The following is a 23,914-nucleotide window of genomic DNA, read 5'->3' as shown; positions in this document are numbered from 1 at the left end:
TTCTACGCTGCGAGCGTCTGGTCGTTCCGGAACCGCTGACGTGTCTCGTGGGGTGTGAGGTACCCGAAGACAGCGTGTATGCGTAGGCGGCGCCGGTTGTAGAAGGGCTCGATGAACGCGAACACCTCGGCACGGGCGGTCGCTCGGTCGGGCCAGATCCGCGTGCGATCTCTTCCTTGAGTACGGCCCAGAAGCTCTCCGCTGCGGCGTTATCGAAACAGGAACCTGTTTGTCCGGTGCTCTGGCGAAGCCCCAACGCGCGTATTTCCATGCGGAATTGAGCCGAGGTGTACTCGCCAGGTTCAACCAGTCGTAGCAACACTCCTGATTAGAGAGGTGTGTTGTGGGACGACCAGCGGGTTGGATGACGGAGCTGACGGGTCGGTCGCCGATGAAGTCGCCGGGGCGGCCCTCGACTCGGCGCGGTGGTGGTCGGCTATCGCGTAGCCGATGACCTCGCGGGTGGCCAGGTCCAGCCAGCCCTCCTGGGTGGGCAGGTACGTGATGTCCCCGCCCAGGAGGGTGCCGGGCCGGGCGGCGGTGAAGTCACGGCCGATCAGATCCGGCCGTGCCTGCTTGTCGGGACGGGTCAGCGAACGGCGTCTTCTACGCGTGACGCCGACGATGCCGCGTTCGCGCACGACCCGCTCCACCCGCTTGCGGTTGACCGTCCGGCCCAGTCGCCGCAGCTCGGCGTGCACGCGCGGAACACCGTAGGCACCCTTCGAGGCCACGCGGGGGCGCCGCGAGGAGCGGCCGTTCCCGGAGTGGGCCAACCTCGTTCCCGGCATGATATGGATCTACGACTTCATGCACTTCGGGGCGAGCAAACGCTGCGCGGTCGCAGTTATCAGCGTGGTGTCCAGCAAGTGGCTCGCGACCGTGGTCTCCGCGCAGGAGTCCTCCACACAGGCCGAGGTCGTTCACCCCGCGCCCTCGTCGCCGAGGGCAAGGAGCACCTGCTCGACGAGGCGCTGCTTGACGAACTCGCGCACGGCGTCGTGTCGGACAACGACGAACGGGTACCGGTGATACTCGCGGTCTCGGACAACGGCCCGCAGATCGCCTCCACAGCCACCGCCCTGTTCATGGCCGGCGCCCGCATCGCCCAGCACTTCGGACGCCCCGGCACCCCGAACGACCAGTGGTTGGGTATTGAGAACCCCAACTGGTGCTTTTTCTCAGACGCACCTTGGTCGCGTGATCCGGGTCGTCGCCGGGTGAGGCGTGGAGGGCGCGATGGTCCGCCGGACCTCGCTGTCCGGATGCTCACTCGGGATTCCTTGGTTCTCGCCGCTTTCGCTGCTGGTGGTCAGGCCGCCCCAGACCGGCAGCTGGCTCACGACCTGCTGCAGGTGGCAACCGGATCGCTCAAGCCTCGGGCAAGTGACATCCTTGTGACACGTCCAGGGTGTGAGTGTGGAGTCGCAAGGACATTCTCCGGAGAAAGGGCCATGTGATGCCCGACACTAGCCTTCAACACCCGGGCCAGCCCGACATGCTCAGCCACCAGGCGTACGTGACCCACGACGTCGAGGCGACGGTGGAGTTCTACGAGAAGATCATGGGAATGCCGTTGGTCGACAGCGTGATCGGCGACAAGGTGCCCAGCACCGGCGATGACTTCCCCTACTTCCACATCTTCTTCCGCCAAGGCGACGGCTCGACGATCGCCTTCTTCGAGGCGCCGGGCTTGCCCAAGGCCAACCCCAAGGGCCACCCCGCGTACGACATCTTCGACCATCTGGCGCTGCAGGTCGACAGCAAGGAGCGCGTCGAAGCCTGGAAGGAGTGGCTGAACGCCAACGGCATCTCCACGGTCGGACCGATCGACCACGGGATCGTCTACAGCGTCTACTTCCGTGACCCGGTCAACGACCTGCGCCTGGAGATCACCACGCCCCTCGACCCCAAGTGGAACGACAACGCTGCCGTGGCCCAGCGGGAGCTGAAGGCCTGGATCGAGGTCAAGCACAAGGCGGCGGAGCGGAACGAGGACGTCGCCGAGGCGGTGATGAAGTTCATTCAGGTCTACCGGAACGAATCGCACGGCAACACCCCGGCCTGAGATCCGCCGAATGAGCTTCTTCGGCTTGGCCTCCGATCAGGTGACGGTCCACGAAGCGCAACGAGCGAGGCCCCCGGGCTGTTGATCGAGATGTCTGACGTCTCAACCACGCTGCTCGGGGGCCTCGTTGGTCAATCCTGCCGCACTCGACCTGCCCCATGCCCTTGTGGAGTGGGTGACGATGCTCATCGTCACCCGTGAGGGTGACCGGCGCTGCAAGCTCCGCCCGTCCCAGCGCGCGATGGTGGCACTGGTGTACCTGCGCGCACACCACCCTGGCGAAGATCCCTGCCGGGTTCGGGATCAGCGAGTCCACCGCCCACGCCTACACCAGCACGATCGTCCACCTGCTCGCCGAACGCGCGCCGGGTCTGCTGAAGGTCATGCGCGAGGCCGATGCGGACTTCGTCCTGCTGGACGGCACGCTCGCCGAGTGCGACCGAGCCGGCGACGGACGGGCCGACTACTCCCACTGTGAGGATGGCGGTGTGTCGTTCCGGCCACGGCTTGACTCGTACTCTCACTGGCCGCTTGTGCCTTGTGTTTGATCTGTCAGCCCGGCCGGAGTGACACGCACCGGCACCGGGCCGGGCGGAGCGTGTCCCGATAGGGGCCATGGCCTCGAAGGCACCGTCACAGTTCTGACCGCTCCACCGACCGGCGCTGACTTTCGGTAAGTCGTCGAACAGGAGCACGGTGGCCACCCTCGGCAAGTCTGCTGCCTTTCCTGCTGTTCATGCTGTCGAGGCCGCGGCCGAGCCGCGCGTGGTGGTGCTCGGCGTCGACACCCACAAAGACGTACACGTCGCGGCCGTCCTTGACCACCTTCGCAGGCTGCTGAGCAGCGGGGAGTTCCCGGCCACCGGGCCGGCTACCGCCAGCTCCTCGACTGGGCACGCCAGTGCGGGACGGTGCTGCGGGCCGGGGTGGAGTGCACTGGCTCCCACGGTGCGGGCCTGGCCCGCTACCTCGCGGCCCAGCAGGTTGCGGTGGTGGAGGTGAACCAGCCCGACCGATCCACCCGGCGCCGCCGCGGCAAGACCGACGCCGTCGATGCCGAGGCTGCCGCCCGGGCCGCGCTGTCCGGCATCGCACGGGCGCTACCGAAGAGCGGCGACGGGCAAGTGGAAGCCTTGCGGATGCTCCGGCTGGCGAAGAACTCCGCGGTCAAAGCCCGCACTCAAGCGCTCAACCAGCTCAAGTCCGTGCTGGTCAACGCTCTGTCCGCCCTGCGCGAGGAGCTGGAGCCGCTCTCGAATTCGCGGCTGCTCCGCCGGTGCGCAGAACTGGCCGACACCCGCGAGGGCAACCCGGCAGCCGACACGGCGGTCTTCACGCTGCGGCTGCTGGCACAGTGCGTCGTGCAGCTTCGACACGAAGCCACCGAGCTCGAAAGGCGGATGACCATAGCGATCAGGGCTACCGCGCCCAGCCTGTTGGAGCAGCTCGGGATGGGACCCGACAGCGCGGCGGCCCTGCTGATCACTGCAGGCGACAATCCGGAACGGCTGGGCAGCGAGGCATCCTTCGCCGCCCTGTGCGGTGTCAGTCCCGTCGAGAAGTCCTCAGGGAAAAGCACAACGCCGTCGGCTCAATCGCGGCGGAGACAGGCAGGCCAACGCCGCACTGCACCGCATCGTGGTCACGCGCATGAGACAAGACGAGCGTACCCGCCTCTACCTTGAGCGACGCACCGCCGAAGGCAAGGGAAAACGTGAGGTCATGCGCTGCCTCAAACGCTACGTAGCCCGCGAGGTATACAACTGATCCGTGCCGACATGATCACGCGCCACCAGCGGTCTGATCCTTCAGCGACTCTGATGGCCGCAGCTTGACGAACATAGGGGGCATCAAGCACCGCCAGCACGGGGTGAACGTGCAGGTGGTCACCGATCCGGACGGCCAATTGTTGTGGCTCTCGCCCGCGTTGCCGGGCCGGGCTCACGACCTGACCGCTGCCCGTACCCACCGCATCATCCGCATCTGCGAGCGCCAAGGCGTCCCCATCCTGGCCGACCTCGCCTACCAGGGTGCCGGCCCTGGCTGACCACAGGCATCAAGCGCAAACCCTGCAGGAACTCACCCTCACCGAGAAGACCCTCAACCGCGCGCTGTCCGCAGCACGGGCACCGGTCGAACGCGGCATCGCACGATTGAAGTCCTGGCGGATCTTCCGAAGATCCCGATGCAGCCCCAACCGGATGACGTCAATCGCCAAGGCCATCCTCACTCTGGAGCGGCAACGCTGAAGAAGCCCAATGAAGAGGGGCCACCGCGGGCCCCTCTTCTGCTTGCCTCAGCCGTGCGGCCCGTCAGGCCGGCAGGCTCCCCTTCAGCCGGTGCTTCTGGATCTTGCCGACGGGCGTGCGCGGCAGTTCGCGGACCAGTTTGACGCTGTCGGGGACCTTGAACTTCGCGAGCCGCTCGCGGCAGAAGTCGAGGATCTCGTCCGGGGTCGCCTCTGCGCCCTTGCAGAGCACGACGAACGCGACCAGCGCCTCGTCGCGCATCTCGTCGGGAACGCCGACAGCGGCGGACTCGAAGACGGCGGGGTGCTGACCGATCACCGCCTCGACCTCGCTGCAGGCGACGTTCTCGCCGGCCCGCTTGATCATGTCCTTCGCCCGGTCCACGAAGATGACGAACCCGTCGGAGTCCGTGGCGGCCACGTCTCCGGTGTGCAGCCATCCGTCGACGAGCGTCGACGCGGTGGCCTCCGGGTTGGCGAGGTAGCCGGTCATCACGTCGAATCCGGGATTGGCGCCGACGAGCAACTGCCCGGGAGTGCCGAGCGGGACGTCGTTGCCCTGGTCGTCCACGAGACGAATGCGTGCGCCGGCGACTGGCCTGCCCATCGCCTGGGAGTTCCGCGTGCCGAGCAGCGGGTTCATCAAGGGCGGGAAGACCGTCTCGGTCATGCCGTAGAGCTGAAGCAGATCGACCCCGAACCGCTTCTGGAACTCCGTGACCTGGGCCGCGGAGACGTTCTGCGCGAAGATCACGACGCGCAGCTGGTGCATGTGGTCGGCATTGGAGACCGACTGAGCGAGCAGCATCCGGATCGGAGCGGCGAAAAGGCTGGCGACCGTCGCTCCGGTGGCCAGCGCCTGCTCCGACCATCGGCTGGCACTGAACCGGGGGGTGAGCGCCACAGAGGCTCCGGAGACGAAGGCCGACATGGTCGAGTAGTACTGCGCGTTGCCGTGGAAGAGGGGCAGGACGATGAGGTTGCGGTCGTAACGACGCAGCCGCAAGTGACCGGCGACGACGTCTCCGGCGTTCAGGTACGCCGCGTGGGTCACCATGACACCCTTTGGGCGGCTGGTAGTGCCGGAGGTGTACATGATGGCCGCGAGCGTGCCGCCGTCGGTGCGACGGAGGTCGACTGAGTCCCAGTCGGCGAAGGTGTCGCTGACGTGCCACGCGTGCTCGACGTCGATGATCGTCCGGGCGCCGGCGGCGCGGGTTGTGTCGGCCAAGTCGGCCTGGGTCACGACGACTTCGCATCCCGCGTGGTCGACCACGTAGCGCAGTTCGTCGGCGGTGAGCAGTGGATTGGTGGGCACGATGGCTGCGCCAAGGAGCGCGGCGCCGAACCACACGTCGTAGAATTCGGGACAATTCGTCAGGTGGACGCCTACCTTGTCGCCGGCCCGCACGCCGTGCGAGGACAGCAGCTCGGCGGAGGAAAGCGCCCGCGCGGCCATCTGCCCCCACGTGGTGGTCTCGACCAGCCCGGGACCTCGCTCGTAAGCGAGGAAGGGCGCGTTGGGCTGCAGGTGGGCGAATTCCTTGAGCACCGAGCCGAGTGTCCGGTGACCGTGAGCCATTGTCATAAGGGGAACCGTAGGCCGATGTGCCTGTCGAATGGATGCCACTTCGGGACCGCTCTCTCGGACACCCAATCGACATCTATTCGCACCTAGGCTGAGGACGTCCCGCCTGGGAGCGGCATGAATTTGGAGGAGCAGGTGGAGTCTGCACTGGCAGGTATCCGCGTCGTCGACATGAGCGCCACGGTGATGGGGCCGATGGCGAGCCAGCTACTCGGCGACCACGGTGCTGACGTCATCAAGGTCGAGTCACCGGCTGGTGACACGACACGGAGTATTCCGCCGATGCAGAACCCCGAGATGGGCTGCACATTCCTGCAGCTCAACCGGAACAAGCGCAGTGTCGTGCTCGACCTCAAGATCGAGCGGCACATGGAGGCGATGCGCGACCTCCTCGCCGGCGCCGACGTGTTCATGTATTCGGTGCGCCCGCAGGCGATGGCCCGGCTCGGCCTGGGGCCCGAGGACCTCGCCGAGCTCAACCCCAAACTCATCTCGGTCAGTCTCGTCGGTTTCGGCGAGGGCGGCCCCTATGCCGGCCGACCAGCGTACGAGGACCTCATCCAGGGCCTCACCGCCGTGCCCTCCCTGCTGGCCCGCACGGGCTCGCCGGAGCCCGGCTATGTGCCCACTTCGTTCAACGACCGCGGTACGGGTCTGTACGCTGCGCACGCCATCGTGACCGCCCTGTTCCACCGCGAGCGGAGCGGGGAGGCCCAGCACATCGAAGTGCCGATGTTCGAGTCGATGGCCCAGTTCGTGCTCGGCGACCACATGGGCGGCATGGCCTTCGAGCCGCCCATGGGTCCGCCCGGATACCCGCGCACACTCACCGCCGAACGGCGCCCCTACCAGACGGCTGACGGCTACGTATGCGCGATCATCTACACCGACAACCACTGGCGGTCCTTCGGAGAGCTCGTCGGGCGGCCGGACCTTCTAGATGACCCGTACTTCGCCGACTTCGGCGTTCGCACCACCCACGCCGATCACACGTACGCCTTCGTGCGCGAGCAGCTGGCCGCGAGGACCACCGCTGAGTGGCTGGGGGTGTTCGAGAAGGCCGATATCCCGGCCACGCCGCTGCACACCCTGGAATCGATTTTCGACGACCCGCACCTGAACGCGGTCGGCTTCTTCCAGACGACGGAGCACCCCACGGAGGGCCCGCTGCGCACGGTGCGCGGTCCGGTCGGCTGGTCCAAGACGCCTCCGGGCCTCCGCCGGCACGCGCCGCAGCTGGGCGAGCACACCGTGGACGTCCTCGTCGAGCTGGGCTATGGCAAGGACGACGCCGCGAAGATCAAGAGGGAAGGCGGGCGGTGAGTGCCCTGGCCAGCTCTGAGAGCGACTCCGGCTACGCCCATGTCGCGTATCACGTCGAGGACGGGGTCGCGCACGTCCGCCTCAACCGGCCCGACAAGCTCAACGTCCTGGGCTTCGGCCCGGACGGCAGCCGGGCCGAGATCCTTGCCGCCCTGCAGCGTGCCGACGCCGACGCGTCCGTCGGGGCGATCCTCGTGAGCGCGGAGGGCCGGGCGTTCTGTGCCGGCGGTGACCTGACCGGGGCGCCGCCGACCGACAGACCGTACGACGTCACGGAGATGGTTGCGGAGGTCGACCGGTTCCACGCCGGCATCCGAGCCGTCCGCAGGCCGATCGTCGCGGCCGTGCACGGCCTGTGCCTGGGGGCGGGCCTGGGCTTGCTTGCCCAGTTCGACCTCGTCGTCGCGGCCGAGGACGCCCGCTTCGGTCTCGTGGAGGGCCGTATCGGCCACCCGGGCGCCACTGAGCTGGTGCCGCTGATCGGGCCGGCGTGGGCGAAGTTCCTGATCCTCACCGGAGAGCTGATCGACGCCTCCGTGGCCGAACGGATCGGGCTCGTCCTGGCCGTGGTCGCACCCGACGCGCTGTCGGTCCGGGCGGGTGACCTCGCCGCACGGATCGCGGCGACGCCCCGGGAAGCGGCGATCCTCAACAAGGCCGCGGTCAACGCCACCGCGGATGCCATGGGGCGTACCGACGGCCGCGCGGCCGGGCGTACCCGCGACGTGGTGACCGTCTCGAACGCCCGCTACGCCGAAGCTCCTGATGGCCGGCGCTTCGCCGACATTCTGGCCACGGAGGGCGTGACCGGACTCAAGGCGGCCCGCGACTCCCAGTTCACCGGGAGCTGGCTGCCGACTCCGACGAGCATGAAGGAAGACCAGTGATCCTCGACGTTCTCCAAGGGGACTTGCAGTACCAGTACATCGCTCTCGACTACCCCGAGCATCGCTCCTTCAACGAGGTGTACGGCTACGCCGGCAGCCAGGGCATGGTCCATGTCGAGGGCGTGTTGCTCAAGCCGCGCACCGGCACCTCGAAGACCGTCTTCTTCTTCATGCATCCGGTCACCCCGATGGACGCGCTGCCCGTGCCGCGGAGCCTGGCCGAGTCCGGTGTGCACGTGCTGTGCGGACGCACCCGATATTTCAAGAACGACGCGGCCCTGATCTTCGAGAAGACGCTGCTCGACTTCGGCGCCTGGATCCGCTACGCCAAGGAACAGCTCGGCTACGAGAAGGTGGTGCTCGTCGGGTGGAGCGGTGGTGGCTCCTTGTCGATGCTCTACCAGTCGCAGGCCGAGAATCCCACGATCGTGGATACGCCGTACGGCGACCCGGTCGATGTCGTCGGTGCCGGGCTCATACCCGCCGACGCTGTGGTCTTCCAGGCCGCGCACGCCTCCCGGGCGCGGGTGCTGCTGGAGTCCCTCGACGCCTCGGTGCGCGATGAGCTCAACCCCGAGGACCGCGACCCGCACCTGGACCTCTACCGGCCCGAGAACCTGGCCAGTCGGCCCTACAGCGCAGACTTCGTCGCGGAGTACCGTGCCGCCCAGCTGTCCCGGATGCGCCGTATCACGGCGACCGTGCGTGAGCGCCTCGAGATGCTCGAGAACCGCGGCGGCAAGGAGATCGAGGGTGCCTTCGTCGTCCACCGGACCGAGGCCGACCCGCGCTGGCTCGACCCGACCCTGGAGCCCAACGACCGTCGGCCGGAGTGGTGTTACTCCGGTGATCCCGAGACGGTCAACACCGGACCGGTCGGCGTCGCGCGGTTCTGCACGCTGCGCTCGTGGCTGTCGCAGTGGTCCATCGACGACACCCGCGCCAGGGCCGAGGTGTGTGCCGAGGACGTCACGGTGCCGTTCCTCACCATCGAGAACAGCGCCGACGACTGCGCCCCGGCGGCCCACGTCCATGAGGTCTTCGAGGCGGTCGCCAGCACCGACAAGGAGTACAAGGTCGTCAAGGGAGCCGACCACTACTACGCGGGCACCCCCGAACTGCTCAAGCAGACAACCGAGCTGACCCTCGAGTTCGTCGCCAAGCGCGGCCTGCTCGGCCTCAGTCCTCCGTCCCCCACCCGACTTCGCTGAAAGGCGCCGCAATGAACGAACCCTTCACCGCACTGGTCGTCGACGAGACCGACGGGAAGCGGGTGTGCGACTTCCGCCGGCTCAGCCTCGCCGACCTGCCCGACTACGACACCCTGATCGAGGTCGAGTACTCCTCGCTCAACTTCAAGGACGGCCTCAACGTCTCCGGCGCCCAGAAGATTGCGCGGCGCACGCCCCTGATCGCCGGCGCCGACCTGGCCGGCACCATCGTGGAGACCACAAATGCCCAGTGGAGGGTCGGCGCCAAGGTCGTCGTCAACGGCTGGGGCATGTCGGAGACCGAGTCCGGTGGCTACACCCGCTATCAGCGGGTCAAGAGCGAGTGGCTCGTCGAGATCCCCGAGCCGTTCAGCACCCTTGATGCGATGGCGATCGGCACAGCCGGCTACACCTCAGCCCTGTGCGTCGACGCACTGGATGCCTGGGGCGCACTGGCCGGTGGCGATGTGCTCGTCACCGGCGCGGCCGGAGGCGTAGGGTCGGTCGCGGTCGCACTCCTTACCGCGGTCGGAGTGCCCGTGGCGGCCTCGACCGGGCGCCCCTCCGCGCACGAGTTCCTCACGGAGCTGGGAGCCGGGACGATCGTGGACCGCAACAAGCTCCTCGAGCCCGGGCGCCCGCTGCAGAAGGAGTGCTGGTCCGGGGTAGTCGACACCGTCGGCGGTGTCACCCTCGTCAACGCGCTGTCGCAGACCGTTTACGGCGGCGCCGCTGCCGCCTGCGGGCTGGCCGGTGGCAGTGACCTAGTCGGCGCGACCGTGCTGCCCCACATCTTGCGCGGGGTTGCGCTGCTCGGCGTCGACTCCGTGATGGCCCCCCAGGCGAAGCGTAAGGCTGCTTGGAGCCGTTTGGCGCGCGACCTCAAGCCCGATGTGCTCGCATCGTTGTCCCGGGTTGAGCCGATGTCGGCGCTTCCGTCACTGGCGCCGCAGATCCTGCAGGGCCAGGTCCAGGGTCGCGTCGTCATCGACGTCACGGCTTGACGATTACAGGTTCGAGACATGGCCGCACGCGAACCGTCGGTGACACAGCGAGAGGGGCGGGGGATGCGCGTCGAGATCGTCGAGGTCGGACCTCGCGATGGGCTCCAGAACGAGAAGGCGCCGCTGTCACCGGAGGACAAGGCCGAGTTGATTCGCCGCAGCACCGCGGCGGGTCTTCGCCGGGTCGAGTCGGTGAGCTTCGTCAGCTCCAAGGCAGTTCCGCAGATGGCGGCCGCCGAGGAGGCCATGGCGCGAACTGAGCGGGTGCCCGGTGTTAGTTACAGCGGCCTGGTCCTCAACCCCCGTGGACTCACGCGCGCCATCGAGACCGGAATGGACGAGGTGAACGTCGTTCTTGTCGCGAGCGAGACCCTCAGCCAGCGCAACCAGGGCGCCACCATCGGGCAGATGGTCGGGCGCTGGCGCCAGATCGTCGCCGAGGCCAACGGCGCCGTTCCGCTTTCCGTCGCGATCGCAGCCGCGTTCGGCTGCCCTTTCGAGGGCGAGGCCGACCCCGAGCTGGTCGCCCGCCTCGCGGGAGAGGCGTACGACGGCGGCGCGGTGGAGATCTCCCTGGCCGAATCGATCGGAGTCGGCGTACCGGCCCAGGTCCGCGCTCCTTGGCGACTTTGGTGCCGAGGTGATCAAAGTCGAGGCACCTGGCGAGGGCGACGCGATGCGCGGCTGGGGTCGGGTCAAGCCTCAGGGCTTGTCGCTGCACTGGCCGATCATCGGGCGCAACAAGAAGTCCATCACGCTCAACCTGCGCAGCGCCCAAGGCCAGGAGATCGTGCGCAAACTCGTCGCGCAGGCGGATGTGCTCGTCGAGAACTTCCGGCCCGGCACCCTGGAGCGGTGGGGCCTGAGCCCCGAGGAGCTCTGGAAGGTCAACCGTGGCCTCGTCGTCACCCGCGTGACGGGATACGGCCAAACGGGCCCCTACGCACCCCGCGCCGGCTTCGGCGTCGTTGGCGAGGCAATGGGCGGATTCCGGTACGTGACCGGCGACCCGGTGACGCCACCGGCCCGAGTGAGCGTCTCGATCGGGGACGAACTCGCTGGCACCTTCGCGGCCCTTGGCACGCTCGTCGCGCTCCACCACCGGCAGAACACCGGCCGCGGGCAGGTCGTCGACGCATCCCTCTACGAGTCCGTGTTTGCGATGATGGAGGCGCTCGTTCCCGACTGGGAGGTCGGCGGCTACCAGCGCGAGCGGACTGGCTCGATCCTCCCGGGCGTCGCGCCGAGCAACGTCTACCCGGCGCTCGAAGGGTCGGTGCTGGCCGGCAACCGCGACACGGTCTTTCAGCGGCTTACCGAGGTGATGGGCCAGCCCGAGCTTGCCGCGGACCCGAGGTTCGCCACCCATGACGCGCGCGGTGCCAACTCCGAGGAGCTGGACCGGATCATCTCCGCTTGGAGCAGTCCGCAGGAATCCGGTCACCTCCTCGACGCGCTCCACGAGGCTGGTGTCCCCGCCGGACTCATCTACCGCGCCAAGGACATGCTGGAGGACCCGCACTTCAAGGCACGTGAGTCGATCGTCCGGCTCAAACACGAAGTGCTCGGCGAATTCCCGATGCGTCCGGGCCCTCGGTCCGGAGCTCGGCGAACACAACACCGCCGTCTACCGCGACCTGCTGGGCCTCAGCGACGACGAGGTCGAGGCGCTGCGGACCGACGCGATCATCTAGCGAGGAGCCGTCATGAGCAAGCGCATCGACACCGCCGTGATAATCGTCGGCGGGGGGCCCGTCGGCCTCACCCTCGCCTACGACCTCGGGCTCCGGGGCGTCCCGTGCGTCCTCGTCGAGGCCGACGCCGGGACCGGACTCGAGCTACTCGCCAAGGCAGGGACCTTCAACGAGCGGACCGTCGAGTACTTCCGGAAGATGGGCGTCGCCGACGACATCATCAACGCCGGGTTCCCGCTCGACTACCCTCGGGACACGCTCTACGTCACCTCGCTCAACGGCTTCGTGCTCGGCCGCGACCCGCTGCCCTCGGCGAAGGATCGCATACCGTTTCCCGAGACGAGGGAGATCCCCGCGCGCTGCCCGCAGTACGTTTTCGACCCGCTGATGGCCGGCAAGGTCCTCGAACTCGGCATGACGCAGGTCCTCTACGGCGCTGTCTGGCGCTCGATGTCCGAGGACGCCGAGGGCGTCACGTCGGTCGTCGAGGGCCCCGACGGCGAGCACCTAACGGTCCGCTCGAAGTACATCGTCGGATGCGACGGCGCCGGCAGCACCGTCCGCCGCGCAGCGGGCATCGCCTTCGAGGGCAACGATCTCGACTACTCGGTGAGCGCGATGATCGAGTTCGAGGCGCTCGAGGACCTGCACCCTCACGGCCGGGCCGAGCGCTTCATGTTTGTCGGCGAGGACGGGAAGACCTGGGCCAACATCACATCGGTCGACGGCCGGAAGCTATGGCGGATGACGCTCGTCGGCTTCACCGAGCGCCAGCAGCCCGACAGCAACGACTACGACGCAGCCATGCGCCGTGCCCTTGGCACCGACGAGGGCGACTGGATTCTGCACCGCGTGATGCCGTGGCGCCGCAGCCACTACACGGCCGAGCGCTTCGCGCAAGGACGGCTGTTCCTTGCCGGTGACGCCGCCCATACCACTTCGCCCACCGGCGGACACGGCCTCAATACCGGTCTCGGCGACGTCAGCGACCTGGCGTGGATGCTCCAGGCGCTCATCGAGGGCTGGGGTGGCAGATCGCTGATCGACGCCTACAACGCCGAGCGTCGGCCGGTGGCGATCCGCAACGGCAACTTCTCCAGTCGCAACTACGGCGCGTGGGTCGAGGAAGCCAAGTGGGACCGGCTCTTCGAGGACTCGCCCGAGGGGGAGAAGCAGCGCCGGGCGCTGGGGGACCAGATGAACGCCCGCCTGCAGCCCGAGTGGCACTCCTTCGGGGTGGCGATGGGCTATCGGTACGACGAGTCGCCGATCGTCGTCGGTGACGGGACGCCTCCGACTCCGGACGATGCCAGCGTCTACGTGCAGACCGCTCGCCCGGGGCACCGTGCCCCGTTCGTGCGGTTCGCCGATGGCACCGCCACCATCGACCTGCTCGACCGTGACGCCTTCACGTTGCTCGTTCTCGGCGACGAGCCCGCGTCGGCCGACATCGGTCGCGCGGAGGCAGCCGCAGCGGGTCTCGGCGTTCCGCTCACGGTCGTCCGAGTCAGTGAGCCGGCCGTCGCCGCAGCCTACGATCGACCGTGGGTGCTGGTGCGCCCCGACGGCATGGTGACCTGGCGCGGCGACGAGTTGCCCGACCCCCGCGACCTGCTGCTGACGGTCACCGGCCATGCCTGAGGATCAGTACGCCCCAGTGGACGAAGGCGTCGATCATGTCCAAGGCATCGTCGCGCTGCTGTGGACGCCCTCGTCCGCTCAGGTCTGGATCTCTACACCACAAGGACTTCGCCCGCAGCGCCGGGTATCCGACGGTGATCGCCCACGGGATGCTCCAGGCGCCTTGCCGGCGACTTACGCAACCGGCCTACTCGGTGCCGCGACCGTGCACCGCTTCGGCGTTCGGTTCCGCTCTCAGGTCTTCTACGGCGACACCCTCAACTGCTCGGGAACCGTCGTTGCCGTCGAGGAGGGGCCGAGGGCGGCCTGGCCACCGTAGAACTGCAGCGAGGCAGCACACCGGCGAGTCGTGATCACCGGGACTGCCGACTTCTTCCTGGCGTGACCCGTGGATCACTGGGTCCAATGATCCCGGTGACAGCGTCAGATGGCGGCGAGCGTGCCGTCCGGCTCGCCCAGGTGGCGTGGAAACAGGCCGCTGAGAACGGCTCCGGCTGCCTCCAGCACTATGCACTGCAAAGGCGTGAAGGGGCTGTCGGAGCGTCTGACGAAGCCGACCTGGCCCCAGGTGCCATGGGCATCGGCCAGGGGAATCGAGAGGATCGAGGGTACTTCGGTTTCGGCCAAGCGCGTCAGCTTTACCGTCGCCGGATAACGGCGCTTGAACTTTGTGATGTCGACGACTCGCCGGATCGCCCGGGTGTTGAAGGTGTCGGCCGAGAGGTATCCGCCGTCTAGCGGCACGCCTGCCGCTACCGAGGTCTGCCACTCCTCCGGCATCCCGGCCTGCGCGACCAGATCCAGCAAGTTCGAGCCCGGGCGCCGGGCGAACACGGCCGCACCGTCACACAGGCTGTCGTCGGCCGCGAGGTCAACGAGGGCCCGGCATGCCTCAAGCCGGCTGTGGGTGGCGAAGAGCGACTGGATGAGCGTGCTCAGACGATCTTCCCAGGTCGCCACGTAGTTGCTGTCCTCCACACCGGTGCCCTTCTTCTGATGGGCGGCCAGTTCCGTGACGGGCTGGTCGAAGCTGTACCCGATGCCGCGCGCCGCGCGGATGTAGCGACGCTCACCGGAGGCCTCCAGCTTCTTGCGCAGTCGGTTGATCTGCAGGCGCAGGGCGTTGCGGTCGTCTGTGTGCTTCCAGTCCCAGACCTCCTTGAGGATCTCGTGGTGCCGGATCGCGACGAAGGGCTGGCCCATCAGCACGCGAAGCAGGTCGAACTCGGTGGGGGTAAGGCTGACCTGCTGGCCGTCAACCGTGACTCTGCGAGCCAGCAGGTCGACCCGGAGGCCCGGGCTCTCCAGGAACCGCAGCTCGGCCTGGTTCGGGATGGCTCGGCGCAGGAGCGCGTCGGTGCCGGCTCGCAACAGATCGCCGGAGTAGCCCTGCTCCAACACCAGGTCTGCTCCGGCGTTGAGCAAAGTGGGCTCGGACTGCGTGCCAGGCGACGACAGCGCGACCATGGGAGCCCGGGAGAGCGGCCTCAGAAGCGACACGGTGCCGATCGCCCACGGATCCGAGGTGCCGGCGACGAAGAGGAGTCCGAAGTTGCGCACCAAGACCAGCCACGATGCCCGGTCCAGGTCGGTGGTGCACACGCACTTCCAGCCGATGGCAGCCAAGGCGCTGGATGTGGCCGCGGCGCCGAGCTCTGTGTCCGCGACCACGAGGGCCGTTCCGCGGTGGCCGCCATTTGGCGCAGACGATCTAGTGGGCACGGTCAGGCCCAGCGGGGGCGCAGGGCGCGGATTGGTACGCCGGTCGTTGTGCACTGAAGCCTCCGCGAACTCGACGGTGAGTGGCGTGCGCCATAGCCAGTATGGCCATATCTGACAGCGTGTACAAGGATCTGCAGGTCGGAGACGACCGGCTGAGCCGGTGGTCCGAGCAACCGGGGTCTCGGTATGTGGGTTGAGCACCGACCGGCATTCTTCGTACATGTAGGGGGGATGCCGAACTGCTGGCGAGGCTTCTCGCGCCCGGGCGCCCGTCCTACAGTGCCGAGGGGAGGAGCGCGGCTCGATAACTTCGTTCGGAGAGGAAGTTCATGCAGCATGAAACCCTCGTGGTGAGCGGCGATTTCGACACCGTCGACCATCTGTTGGCGGCGGCGGCCGCCCAACAGGGGGAGCGCGACGCGTACGTCGGTCCCGACGATCGGATGAGCTTTGCAGAGTGGCATCTCCGCTCCGATCTGGTGGCGGAGGAGCTCCGCCGACGCGGTGTCGGCCGGGGCGACGTCGTGGCGCTCGTGATGCCCAACTCGTGTGACTTCGCCGTCGTGTTCGCGGCGATCGCGAAGCTCGGTGCTGTCACCACCGCACTCAACACTCGGCTCGGGCCCCAGGAGATGGAGGCGATCGCCCAGACATGCTTGCCACGGCTGGTGGTGCGTGATGGCACGCTGGCCACCCCGCCGCTGCCCGGCGAGCCGCGGTCCCTCCTTCGTTCCGAGCTGGCGGGGATCTACGCTCGCGTGGCGGTCGACCTGCCGCGTGGCCAGTGCAACCCCGCGGACCCGGTCGTGATCATGTGGACCAGTGGTACGACCGGGAACCCCAAGGGCCCCTACCTTGACCACCGCAACCTCAAGGCCGTCTCCGACGCTGCCGGACCGATGAGCACACCCGGTGACCGCAGACTGGTTCCCACACCATTCCCGCACGCCGGCTACATGGCGCGCCTGTGGGACCAGATCCACCACCTGACGACCGTGATCATTGGCGTGATGCCATGGTCGGTGGACTCCATGCTGCGGCAGATCGTCGAGGAGAGAGTCACGGTGATCGGCGCCGTACCGACCCAGTGGGAGAAGCTTGTTCAGTTTCCCGGCATCGACGAGCTCGACCTCGGCTCCGTCCGCGTGGGGCTCAGCGCGACCGCTCCCGCACGACCCGAGTTGGTGGAGCGGGTCAAGGAGGTCCTCGGCTGCCCGCTCGTGGTCCGCTATGCGATGACGGAGAGCCCGAGCATCGCCGGCACCCGACCTGAGGACCCGCCGGAGGTGCAATTCCGCACCGTGGGCCGCCCCCAAGTCGGCATGGAGGTTTCCGTGCTGGCCGACGAGGGGGAAGTCGGCATGGTCCGCATCCGTGGGGCCTGCGTGATGCGCGGCTACTGGAACGACCCGGCACGGACGGCGAAGGCATTCGACTCCGAGGGCTGGCTGCTGACGGGCGATCTCGGCTATCTCGATGCCGACGGCAACCTCGTGCTCACCGGCCGCTCCAGCGACATGTACATCCGCGGCGGCTACAACGTCTATCCCGCCGAGGTGGAGAGCCTGTTGGTCACCCACCCGAAAGTCGCCAATGTCAGCATCGTCGCTGCTCCGGCGCCGACTATCGGTGAGATTGGTGTTGCCTTCGTGGTGCCGGTACCCGGTGAGACGGTCACCTTGGATGAGTTGCGGGAGTTCGTACGACGAAACCTGGCCGACTACAAGGCGCCGGACGTTCTGCATGTTATCCAGGAGCTGCCGGCGAACGCGATGCACAAGATCAATCGGAGCGCGCTGCGCGAGTTGGCGAAGGCCTCCGTGACCACCGAGACCGCCCCGGTATCTGCCGCCGGCGTGGGCCGCTGATCGACAGGAGGAGCAAGTAGTAAGAGTCGAAGCACCCACAGCGGTCATCGTCGCGGATGCCCGCACGCGACGGGCCGGCTGCTCCGCGGTCTGTCCGGCTCGAGCCCGCCACCGATCTGGGTGGAATCGTGAACCGGCGGGAGAAGGCCAGGATAGGCGGGGACCAGGTCGACTACGTCGTCGTCGGCACGTCATCCAGGCCGGATGCGGGCAGAACACCGCTCGACGGTCGCCGTCAAGGGTGGTAACGCGATGATGATGCCGGCGGTGACACTCATCAAGGTTGCGTGGCCAGGGTGAAGGCGATCGCCACCGCCGGCCAGATGATCCGTGTCCGGGAGCATGATGTCGTCGCTGTCGGCGGCATGCAGTCGATGAGCCAGGCCCCGCACCTGCTGTCGAAGTCCGGGACCGGCTTCAAGTACTGCTACACAATGGTGGTCGACACGATGGCCTACGACGCGCTCTTCGACCAATTCACCTACCAGGCGATGGATGAGGCAGGCGACGAGCCGACGCCACGTCTCGGGTGCGGCGTCGGTGGGCGCGCTCGGCGCGGAAGCCGTCGAGCATCAGGTACAGGTGGCGGCGCCATGCGTGCGGGCGATCCCGTCGGGCGCCTCGATGATCCGGCTGTGGGACCAGATGACGAAGGCGAGGTCCTCGGGTACCAGGTCGGGTCGTAGGCGGCCCTGCTCTCGCGCCCGTTCGACGATGCGCACGCCGGGTCATGGATCCGGGTCTGCTGGCTGGCCAGGCAGACGTTCTCAGGCAGCCGGATCGAGGCGAAGTCGTTGAAGCCCCGGTCGCGGGCCTGGAGTTCGCACATGGTTTCCAGGAACAGGCACGGCCCTTCCCGCACGTCGTCCATGCTCAGGGCCTGTTCCGCGGCGGCGACCCAGATCGCGAGCTTGCGCCAGCGAAGACCTTCTGCACCAGGCACAGTTGGCGACATGCTCCAGCGATGCCTGCATCATGCGGCCGGCGGCGACCACATCCGCTCCGGCGTGGCGTTCTCGCAGCTGAGTTACTGGGTCAGCGACCTGCCAGGCGCGGTGGTGGTCGCCTACGAGACCGGCCGACCGGCTTCGTACCTGTACCGGCACCTGACCGCAGCCGGGATCGGGTGCGAGGTCGCAGCAAGCGGCCTTGCAATCGGTGAAGTTGATGCTGCGTAGGCAGTTTGTCCGCCCTGTTCCATGGAAGCCCACGGTTGAGCGAATTCGTCGACCGGACCTCCGTCGGGGGAGAACGAGCCGTGTCTTACCGACCGGTGGTCAGCAGGCCGCACCACCTCCGGTCACGGACCTTCTCCCACCGCGCGGTCAGCCGCCCAGCCGGAGTCCACGCGCTCGTGTCCCGAAGATCTCGGTGCCGAATACCTCACCGAGTCTGGTGGCATCCCAGCGCTGCTCGTTGCTGCAGGCGACCGCGTCCTCGGTCCATCCGCCCATGAGATAGATCTTGTCGCCGATTGCTCGGATGACCTGTCCGGAGATTTGGCTGGCCTGCTCGCTCGCGAGCCACGCGACGACAGGGGAGCAAAGGGAGGCGTCCAGGGGATCGAAGGAGTCCTCGGGACGTTCGTCCGGCTCGGGGACGACATCATCCTTGCCGGACGCGGAGAGACGGGTAAGGCCACCGGGCCCGATCGCATTGACGGTCACTCCGATGCTTGCCAGTTCCAGACTGAGGGTGAGCGTCAGGCCTGCGATCGCCGACTTGGCGGTCGCGTAGTTCGACTGACCGAAGTGACCCAGGAGCCCGGCACCGGAGACCGTGTTGATGATGCGGCCGTACGTCGTACCCGTGGAGGCTTTGGCGGTCGTGCGCCATCGGCGGGCGACCGAACGGCACGCCAGCCACGTTCCGCGGACGTGCACGCGCATCACCAGGTCGAAATCGGTGACCGGCATGTTCCAGATGGCTCGATCCCGCACGATGCCGGCGTTGTTCACGAGGATGTCCACGCGCCCGTACTCCGTCCAAGCCCGATCGACCAGTGCCTCCACCTGGTCCTCGTCGCCGACATCGCCGTAGTCCGCGATGGCTCGTCCACCGCGTGACCGGATGATGTCGACGACAACGTCGGCGTCGCGGCCGGATCCGTCGCCCGAGATCGTCGTCCCGAGGTCGTTGACGACGACGGCCGCTCCTTGCTTGGCCAGTTCCAGGGCATGACCCCGGCCGATACCGTGCGCGGCTCCCGTGACGATGGCGACCTTGCCATCCAACAGTCCAGGCATGAGGTGGTGATTCTCCTTCTTGTCTTGTCACCTTGTGGTGACACGGCCGGTGCGGTCGCCGGCGTGCCGGTGATGTGGTGAGGACAGCGCGGACTCAGGCAGGTACGAAGACCGGAGCCGACAATGTCTCGTCGAGCGGCTCGGCCCGGACGGTCAGAGCCATCCCGATGTGGAGGTCCTCTGGAGCGCAGTCCACGATGGTGGTCATCAACCGGGGCCCCTCCTCGAGCTCGACGAGGGCGGCTACGTACGGAACGCGATCGGCGAACGGCGGCAAGTCGTTGACATAGACCGTGGAGAACGTGTACAGCGAGGCGCGGCCGCTGGCAGGACGAGGCTCGACGGCGCAGCTCCAGCAAAACGGGCAGAAGGGACGCGGGTAGTGGTGTACCCGGTCGCAGTCCGTGCAGTGGGCGATGAGTAGGACGCCACGATCGCGGATCGCGTCCCAGTACGGCTGTGTGTCCGGCTCTACGGTGGGCAGGTCCCGGCGGTCGGCACGAGTCACGAGAGATCCTTTCTCACACGCCACGGAAAACGGGAGCGCGATTCTCCAGAAATGCGGCCACGCCCTCCGTGGAGTCGATGGAGTGGCTCTGTGCCTCCTGCATCAGACCCTCGAAGGCGAAGGAGGACGCTCGATCCTGATCGAGGGCGACGTTGAAGAGGCGTTTGGTCAGCGCGAGTGCGGTGGTGGGGGCTGCGGCCAACCTGGTGGCCAGTGCGGAGACCGTGGATGCCAAATCGTCACCGGACACGACCCAATTGACTAGTCCGAGCCGCAACGCGTCCTCGGCCGGAAGACGGTCGCCGAGCAGGGCCAGTTCCTTGGCCTTGCGCATGCCGAGGTGACGAGTGAGCAGGTAGGCGCCGGCCGCGTCGACCGTGATGCCGCGCAGAACGAACGACTCGATGAAGACCGCTTCCTCCGTGGCGATCACGAAATCCGCCGCGAGGGCCAGGTGAGCTCCCATCCCCGCCGCCGCACCCTGGACGACAGCGATCACTGGCTTGTCGCAGTCCAAGACGGCAGCGATCAGCTGCTGGGCGCCGCCCATGATTCGCCTGCTGACCTCCCCGACAACCGTCTCGGCGTCTGTTCGGCGGAGGCCGGTGACGTCCGCACCGGTGCAGAAGTGCCGCCCCGCGGCACGCAGGACGACGCACCGCACGGCGGCGGTCTCGTGTGCGCTCTGGAGTAGCGCGATGACCTGCCGCCGGTCCGACGGTCGCAACGCGTTGCCCTTGGCGGCCCGGTCGAGGGTGATGGTCAGGATCCCATCCGACAGCTCCGAACGGATCGAAGCGTGCGCTGCCTCTTCGTCAACCGCATCGGCCTGGGTGTCCACTGCCTGGTCGTCGTTCATGTCAGCTATTCTGGCATCATCGTCACTTACTAGGCAACCAATGAGGGAGAAACCACGTGACTGAGGCCCCGCATCTGACGCCACCGTCATTTGAGTTCCCTATAGAGCTCGGGGCGGTGCGAGCGTTCGTCCAGGCCATGGAGTCGGGAAACCCCGCTTTCGCGGGAGCTGCCCCGGTCGTTCCGCCGACCTTCCTGGTGACGTCGCACCGTTGGTCCACGAAGGAGAACCGGATCGACCATGGCATCCCGAGGGCCCGGCTCCTGCACGGCGGGCAGGAGTTCCGTTTCCACGGGGAACCTCCCCGGGTCGGCCACACCCTCACCGCCCGGGAGCAGCTCACCGAGCGTTACCAGAAGCAGGGCCGCCGCGGCGGCACGATGGAGTTCGTCACCGTGACGACCGAGTTCCACGACCAGTCGGGAAGGCTTGTCGCGGAGATGAGCGCGACCTACATCGGTACAGCGCCGAAGGGGGAGCACGCATGAACGTCGCCACACCGGAAGTCGGTCAGCGTGCCGAGCCACGTACCTACGGCCCCATCACGTCAGAGACGATCGTGCGCTACTCGGCAGCATCAGGAGACCTCAATCCGATGCACTACGACAAGGATTTCGCCCAGCAGGCCGGCTACCCGACCGTGTTCTCGCAGGGCATGAACTCCGCCGCGCTCCTGGGCTCCTTCCTCTCTGATTGGTTCGAGCCGGCCTGGATTCGGCGATTCGGGGTCCGGTTCCGAGAGTTGGTCTGGCCTGGTGATCTCCTGGAATGCTCGGGGGAGGTCGTCGCGGTCGCCGCGGTCGAGGGAGGTAGCGCCGTTACCGTTGAGCTTCGGCTTCGTCGTCAGTCGGGCGAGACAGCTCTCGAAGGCTCCGCGGACCTGTTCGTGCCGGAGTCCGCGGCATCCACAAGCTGACCTACGGCGGACGCGGCGCCATCCGGACCGGGCGGCGCCGCGTCCCCCGCCTTGCTCGCCCAAGCGCAGCGTCTGTGACGGTGCCCGGCCTGCAGCCGTACCAGGCGGCTCGGTCCCATTGCCAAGCTGGACATACGTCATGCCGTGCTGGTTGGCCACGCCGGCAGGCACGTCGAGCGCTTCCCAGATCGCCTTGATGGTTCCCTGCACCGCGTCCGACCGGCGTGTGGCGATTGTCCCTGCCAGCGTCTCGGCATGGACCAGAGATCCCTCACGGGCGGCCACCTCGCTGACCAGTCCCAGACCCATGGCCGTTCTGGCCCTGATCCGTTCGTCGTTGCCGACGGGGGCGCAGCGAAGCACGTCGCCCGGCGGGCGCGATACAGCCTGCCGATCGGCTCCGGTGCCGAGACGATGCCGACGCCGGCATGCGGGTCGAAGAAGGTCGCCCCCTCCGAGGCGATGACGATGTCGGACTCATTGATGAAGTACATCCGGCCGCCTGCGGTCATGCCCTGAAAGGCGACAACAACACGCTTCCAGACGTTGGGCGCGTGGCCCGAGCCACTGACCCGGGTCCATCTGGTTGAAGATCGGCTCCTCCAACCACCTCGGTCCTTCATCGGGGTCGAGACCGGTGCAGAACGCTCGGCCGCCAGCCGCCCGGCACGACCGCGTGGATGTCTTTGTCTCCTCGGACCTCCGCCCAGGCAGCGGTCATGTCCAAGGTCATCTGCCGGTTAAGCCGTTCGAGCCGGTTGAGCGTGATCGCAGGGCTTGATCAAGCTCCGTAGCTGTCCGGATCGTTGGTGATGCCCAGGATGGGGAGTGCTCGGTGGGGCTCGTCGCGTATCGCCCGGGTGGTCTTGGCGATGTTGTCGGCGCCGAGGGTTTTCAGCACGCCGATGGCGAGGTTGCGGAGGGTCGCCAGGGCCCGTGGTGCGGTCCCGGCGTGGACGGTGGAGGCCTCCTCGGCGAAGGTGACGTCCCTGATGTGGTGCGAGGAGTTCGCTGGTGACGGCGTAGACACTCTCACGGGTCTCGCGCTTGCCGGTGGGCTTGCGGCGGCGGTGGACGCGGATGGCCAGGCGGGCGTGGGGAAAGGCGATTCCGCCGAGTTCGTCGGCGATACCGCAGGTCTTGACCGAGCGGGACTCGCGGCGTCCGTGTCCGGTCCCGGAGGCGGTGTGCTGGACTGCGATGGACTGCCAGGGCAGAGCGGCGAGTTGGGTGTAGGCGGTGGGCTGGTTGGTCTTGATCACGGCGATGTAGTGGGCCTTCTTGGTTTCCACCAGCCAGGAGACGTTCGCCTTGACCGAGTGCAGGGCGTCGAAGGTGACGACGGCGCCGGTCAGGTCCAGCGGTGCCAGCAGCGGCCGGAAGTGCGTGGTTTCGTTCGTCTTCGCGCCGACCTCCACCTGGGCGAGGGGCACGAGGGTGCCGTGGGTGACCGCGGAGAGCAGATGCCGGCGCGTCCCGGTGAGACGGGCTGATCCCTTGAGTGCTTTGCGTCGACGGCGATCGCGCGCGAGCGCCCGGACGCGGAGGGTGACGGCGCCTGGGCGGGTTGGGTGGCGGCCCGGTGCCGGTCGGCCAGGCAGGCGCCGACCGCCCGGTCCAGGGCGTCACCGTCAACAGCCCCCAGCACACGGCCGATCGTGGCCGACGCCGGAGCGCGCCGCCATCTGAGCAGGTGGCGGCGGATCCCGATCACTGTCAGGACTGCGTTCGAAGCACGCTGGCCCCACTCGGCGAGTTCATCGATGCTCCTCGCTCCCGAGACGGCCGCGCACGCACACACCAGCAGGATCGCTGTGAATGAGTACCACCGGCCCCGGCGGGCGCGCGGGTCGGGCACGGAATCGAAGTACGGGCGCAGGTCGGCAATCCGGCCGGTGTCCAGCGGCCCCAGTTTCACCAGCACGGCAGGGATGGGAGAGGATGCAGCAGCAGGCACGGGCCACCTCATGATCATCGGGCTTAGACACCCCAATGATCACGAAGCCCGTGCCTGCTCTGCTATGCGCCCCAACCGGTCACAACCCGATCAGCCGCACGACCCCGGAACTTGCAACCGCCCTGGCGTGATCGTGGCGACGCTCGCGGCAACTTCGAACAGCATCGTCTCGTA

Annotated in this window: 23 protein-coding genes and 6 pseudogenes; 18 read left to right on the top strand and 11 right to left on the bottom strand. The window is 67.6% G+C overall.

Features of this window, described 5'->3' with window-relative positions; translation table 11 throughout:
• Positions 1 to 302: 302 nt before the first annotated feature.
• Positions 303 to 791 (bottom strand): IS3 family transposase, encoded by a 489-nt coding sequence (locus tag OG870_RS05440; RefSeq protein WP_269646747.1) that lies wholly within the window; start codon positions 789 to 791, stop codon positions 303 to 305.
• A 132-nt stretch (positions 792 to 923) separates the two neighbouring features.
• Positions 924 to 1,115 (bottom strand): hypothetical protein, encoded by a 192-nt coding sequence (locus OG870_RS05435; RefSeq protein ID WP_266586779.1) that lies wholly within the window; start codon positions 1,113 to 1,115, stop codon positions 924 to 926.
• Positions 1,116 to 1,459: 344 nt separating this feature from the next.
• Here OG870_RS05435 and OG870_RS05430 point away from each other — a divergent pair, with 344 nt between their 5' ends.
• A complete protein-coding gene (locus tag OG870_RS05430; protein WP_266586785.1) occupies positions 1,460 to 2,068 on the top strand; it encodes a VOC family protein in 609 nt (202 codons plus the stop codon).
• Between the two features lie 181 nt (positions 2,069 to 2,249).
• Positions 2,250 to 2,541, top strand: a pseudogene (locus OG870_RS05425) (helix-turn-helix domain-containing protein); the annotation flags it as partial.
• Positions 2,542 to 2,701: 160 nt separating this feature from the next.
• Here the strand turns inward: OG870_RS05425 and OG870_RS05420 are convergent.
• Positions 2,702 to 2,893: a hypothetical protein gene (locus OG870_RS05420; protein WP_266588673.1), complete on the bottom strand. Its 192-nt coding sequence runs from the start codon at positions 2,891 to 2,893 to the stop codon at positions 2,702 to 2,704.
• Between OG870_RS05420 and OG870_RS48095 the strand changes: the two are divergent.
• Together OG870_RS48095 and OG870_RS05405 are read left to right on the top strand one after the other, a co-directional pair.
• Positions 2,834 to 3,835: pseudogene (locus OG870_RS48095) on the top strand (IS110 family transposase). The gene OG870_RS05420 and the pseudogene OG870_RS48095 sit on opposite strands and share 60 nt — an antisense overlap.
• A gap of 85 nt (positions 3,836 to 3,920) precedes the next feature.
• A pseudogene (locus OG870_RS05405) lies at positions 3,921 to 4,317 on the top strand (transposase family protein); the annotation flags it as partial.
• 63 nt (positions 4,318 to 4,380) lie between these two features.
• Here the strand turns inward: OG870_RS05405 and OG870_RS05400 are convergent.
• Complete coding sequence (locus tag OG870_RS05400; RefSeq protein WP_269646746.1) at positions 4,381 to 5,904, bottom strand: AMP-binding protein; 1,524 nt, start codon at positions 5,902 to 5,904, stop codon at positions 4,381 to 4,383.
• A 135-nt stretch (positions 5,905 to 6,039) separates the two neighbouring features.
• Here OG870_RS05400 and OG870_RS05395 point away from each other — a divergent pair, with 135 nt between their 5' ends.
• From OG870_RS05395 to OG870_RS05365, 8 genes and pseudogenes are all read left to right on the top strand, one after another.
• On the top strand, positions 6,040 to 7,227 hold the full coding sequence (locus OG870_RS05395) for a CaiB/BaiF CoA transferase family protein (protein WP_266531850.1): 1,188 nt from the start codon (positions 6,040 to 6,042) through the stop codon (positions 7,225 to 7,227).
• Entirely contained in the window at positions 7,224 to 8,114 is an 891-nt protein-coding gene (locus OG870_RS05390) for an enoyl-CoA hydratase/isomerase family protein (protein WP_266531849.1), read from the top strand. The genes OG870_RS05395 and OG870_RS05390 overlap by 4 nt, the downstream gene beginning before the upstream one ends.
• The gene (locus OG870_RS05385) at positions 8,111 to 9,325 is read left to right on the top strand and encodes a hypothetical protein (RefSeq protein ID WP_327690674.1); all 1,215 of its coding nucleotides are present in this window, start codon (positions 8,111 to 8,113) and stop codon (positions 9,323 to 9,325) included. The genes OG870_RS05390 and OG870_RS05385 overlap by 4 nt, the downstream gene beginning before the upstream one ends.
• 11 nt (positions 9,326 to 9,336) lie before the next feature.
• Positions 9,337 to 10,329: an MDR family oxidoreductase gene (locus OG870_RS05380; protein ID WP_327690673.1), complete on the top strand. Its 993-nt coding sequence runs from the start codon at positions 9,337 to 9,339 to the stop codon at positions 10,327 to 10,329.
• An 18-nt stretch (positions 10,330 to 10,347) separates the two neighbouring features.
• A pseudogene (locus tag OG870_RS48090) lies at positions 10,348 to 10,884 on the top strand (hydroxymethylglutaryl-CoA lyase); the annotation flags it as partial.
• An 85-nt stretch (positions 10,885 to 10,969) separates the two neighbouring features.
• Positions 10,970 to 11,911, top strand: a pseudogene (locus OG870_RS48085) (CaiB/BaiF CoA transferase family protein); the annotation flags it as partial.
• Complete coding sequence (locus OG870_RS05370; RefSeq protein WP_266586793.1) at positions 11,862 to 12,023, top strand: hypothetical protein; 162 nt, start codon at positions 11,862 to 11,864, stop codon at positions 12,021 to 12,023. The pseudogene OG870_RS48085 and the gene OG870_RS05370, both read left to right, overlap by 50 nt.
• Before the next feature lie 12 nt (positions 12,024 to 12,035).
• Positions 12,036 to 13,664, top strand: a complete 1,629-nt coding sequence (locus tag OG870_RS05365; RefSeq protein ID WP_266586795.1) for an FAD-dependent monooxygenase — start codon at positions 12,036 to 12,038, stop codon at positions 13,662 to 13,664.
• Positions 13,665 to 14,087: 423 nt separating this feature from the next.
• Here the strand turns inward: OG870_RS05365 and OG870_RS05360 are convergent, their stop codons facing one another.
• On the bottom strand, positions 14,088 to 15,335 hold the full coding sequence (locus tag OG870_RS05360; RefSeq protein WP_266586797.1) for a winged helix-turn-helix domain-containing protein: 1,248 nt from the start codon (positions 15,333 to 15,335) through the stop codon (positions 14,088 to 14,090).
• A 380-nt stretch (positions 15,336 to 15,715) separates the two neighbouring features.
• Between OG870_RS05360 and OG870_RS05355 the strand changes: the two genes are divergently transcribed.
• From OG870_RS05355 to OG870_RS05345, 3 genes are all read left to right on the top strand, one after another.
• On the top strand, positions 15,716 to 17,254 hold the full coding sequence (locus tag OG870_RS05355; RefSeq protein ID WP_327690671.1) for a class I adenylate-forming enzyme family protein: 1,539 nt from the start codon (positions 15,716 to 15,718) through the stop codon (positions 17,252 to 17,254).
• Positions 17,255 to 17,541: 287 nt separating this feature from the next.
• On the top strand, positions 17,542 to 17,940 hold the full coding sequence (locus OG870_RS05350) for a hypothetical protein (protein WP_327690670.1): 399 nt from the start codon (positions 17,542 to 17,544) through the stop codon (positions 17,938 to 17,940).
• Positions 17,941 to 18,207: 267 nt separating this feature from the next.
• Positions 18,208 to 18,432, top strand: coding sequence for a hypothetical protein (locus OG870_RS05345; RefSeq protein ID WP_327690669.1), 225 nt, complete (start codon positions 18,208 to 18,210; stop codon positions 18,430 to 18,432).
• 147 nt (positions 18,433 to 18,579) lie between these two features.
• Here the strand turns inward: OG870_RS05345 and OG870_RS05340 are convergent, their stop codons facing one another.
• From OG870_RS05340 to OG870_RS05330, 3 genes are all read right to left on the bottom strand, one after another.
• Positions 18,580 to 19,500: an SDR family NAD(P)-dependent oxidoreductase gene (locus OG870_RS05340; protein WP_327690668.1), complete on the bottom strand. Its 921-nt coding sequence runs from the start codon at positions 19,498 to 19,500 to the stop codon at positions 18,580 to 18,582.
• Between the two features lie 94 nt (positions 19,501 to 19,594).
• On the bottom strand, positions 19,595 to 20,008 hold the full coding sequence (locus tag OG870_RS05335; protein ID WP_327690667.1) for a Zn-ribbon domain-containing OB-fold protein: 414 nt from the start codon (positions 20,006 to 20,008) through the stop codon (positions 19,595 to 19,597).
• A 13-nt stretch (positions 20,009 to 20,021) separates the two neighbouring features.
• A complete protein-coding gene (locus tag OG870_RS05330) occupies positions 20,022 to 20,957 on the bottom strand; it encodes an enoyl-CoA hydratase/isomerase family protein (RefSeq protein WP_327690666.1) in 936 nt (311 codons plus the stop codon).
• Between OG870_RS05330 and OG870_RS05325 the strand changes: the two genes are divergently transcribed.
• The 3 genes from OG870_RS05325 (at position 20,924) to OG870_RS05315 (ending at position 22,302) form a co-directional block, all read left to right on the top strand.
• Complete coding sequence (locus OG870_RS05325; protein ID WP_266531833.1) at positions 20,924 to 21,355, top strand: FAS1-like dehydratase domain-containing protein; 432 nt, start codon at positions 20,924 to 20,926, stop codon at positions 21,353 to 21,355. The genes OG870_RS05330 and OG870_RS05325 overlap by 34 nt on opposite strands.
• A complete protein-coding gene (locus tag OG870_RS05320) occupies positions 21,352 to 21,783 on the top strand; it encodes a MaoC/PaaZ C-terminal domain-containing protein (protein ID WP_266531832.1) in 432 nt (143 codons plus the stop codon). The genes OG870_RS05325 and OG870_RS05320 overlap by 4 nt, the downstream gene beginning before the upstream one ends.
• A 255-nt stretch (positions 21,784 to 22,038) precedes the next feature.
• Positions 22,039 to 22,302: a hypothetical protein gene (locus OG870_RS05315; protein WP_327690665.1), complete on the top strand. Its 264-nt coding sequence runs from the start codon at positions 22,039 to 22,041 to the stop codon at positions 22,300 to 22,302.
• A 262-nt stretch (positions 22,303 to 22,564) separates the two neighbouring features.
• On the opposite strand, the gene OG870_RS05310 is transcribed toward OG870_RS05315, so the two are convergent.
• From OG870_RS05310 to OG870_RS05300, 3 genes and pseudogenes are all read right to left on the bottom strand, one after another.
• On the bottom strand, positions 22,565 to 22,813 hold the full coding sequence (locus OG870_RS05310) for a hypothetical protein (protein ID WP_266531831.1): 249 nt from the start codon (positions 22,811 to 22,813) through the stop codon (positions 22,565 to 22,567).
• A 16-nt stretch (positions 22,814 to 22,829) separates the two neighbouring features.
• A pseudogene (locus OG870_RS05305) lies at positions 22,830 to 23,246 on the bottom strand (transposase); the annotation flags it as partial.
• Complete coding sequence (locus tag OG870_RS05300; RefSeq protein WP_327690664.1) at positions 23,135 to 23,752, bottom strand: transposase family protein; 618 nt, start codon at positions 23,750 to 23,752, stop codon at positions 23,135 to 23,137. The pseudogene OG870_RS05305 and the gene OG870_RS05300, both read right to left, overlap by 112 nt.
• Positions 23,753 to 23,914 lie beyond the last annotated feature (162 nt).

Origin of the sequence: Streptomyces sp. NBC_00461, assembly GCF_036013935.1 — a bacterium.
GTDB lineage: Bacteria > Actinomycetota > Actinomycetes > Streptomycetales > Streptomycetaceae > Streptomyces.
This window is presented reverse-complemented; position numbering and strand designations above follow the sequence as displayed.

What these genes read in the sequence shown, in the direction of transcription:
- OG870_RS05440 (WP_269646747.1), bottom strand. Translation starts at nt 791, where the DNA reads ATGCCGGGAACGAGGTTGGCCCACTCCGGGAACGGCCGCTCCTCGCGG.
- OG870_RS05430 (WP_266586785.1), top strand. Translation starts at nt 1,460, where the DNA reads ATGCCCGACACTAGCCTTCAACACCCGGGCCAGCCCGACATGCTCAGC.
- OG870_RS05400 (WP_269646746.1), bottom strand. Translation starts at nt 5,904, where the DNA reads ATGACAATGGCTCACGGTCACCGGACACTCGGCTCGGTGCTCAAGGAA.
- OG870_RS05380 (WP_327690673.1), top strand. Translation starts at nt 9,337, where the DNA reads ATGAACGAACCCTTCACCGCACTGGTCGTCGACGAGACCGACGGGAAG.
- OG870_RS05365 (WP_266586795.1), top strand. Translation starts at nt 12,036, where the DNA reads ATGAGCAAGCGCATCGACACCGCCGTGATAATCGTCGGCGGGGGGCCC.
- OG870_RS05355 (WP_327690671.1), top strand. Translation starts at nt 15,716, where the DNA reads ATGCAGCATGAAACCCTCGTGGTGAGCGGCGATTTCGACACCGTCGAC.
- OG870_RS05345 (WP_327690669.1), top strand. Translation starts at nt 18,208, where the DNA reads ATGCTCCAGCGATGCCTGCATCATGCGGCCGGCGGCGACCACATCCGC.
- OG870_RS05340 (WP_327690668.1), bottom strand. Translation starts at nt 19,500, where the DNA reads ATGCCTGGACTGTTGGATGGCAAGGTCGCCATCGTCACGGGAGCCGCG.
- OG870_RS05330 (WP_327690666.1), bottom strand. Translation starts at nt 20,957, where the DNA reads ATGACGGTGGCGTCAGATGCGGGGCCTCAGTCACGTGGTTTCTCCCTC.
- OG870_RS05320 (WP_266531832.1), top strand. Translation starts at nt 21,352, where the DNA reads ATGAACGTCGCCACACCGGAAGTCGGTCAGCGTGCCGAGCCACGTACC.
- OG870_RS05315 (WP_327690665.1), top strand. Translation starts at nt 22,039, where the DNA reads ATGGACCAGAGATCCCTCACGGGCGGCCACCTCGCTGACCAGTCCCAG.
- OG870_RS05300 (WP_327690664.1), bottom strand. Translation starts at nt 23,752, where the DNA reads ATGAGGTGGCCCGTGCCTGCTGCTGCATCCTCTCCCATCCCTGCCGTG.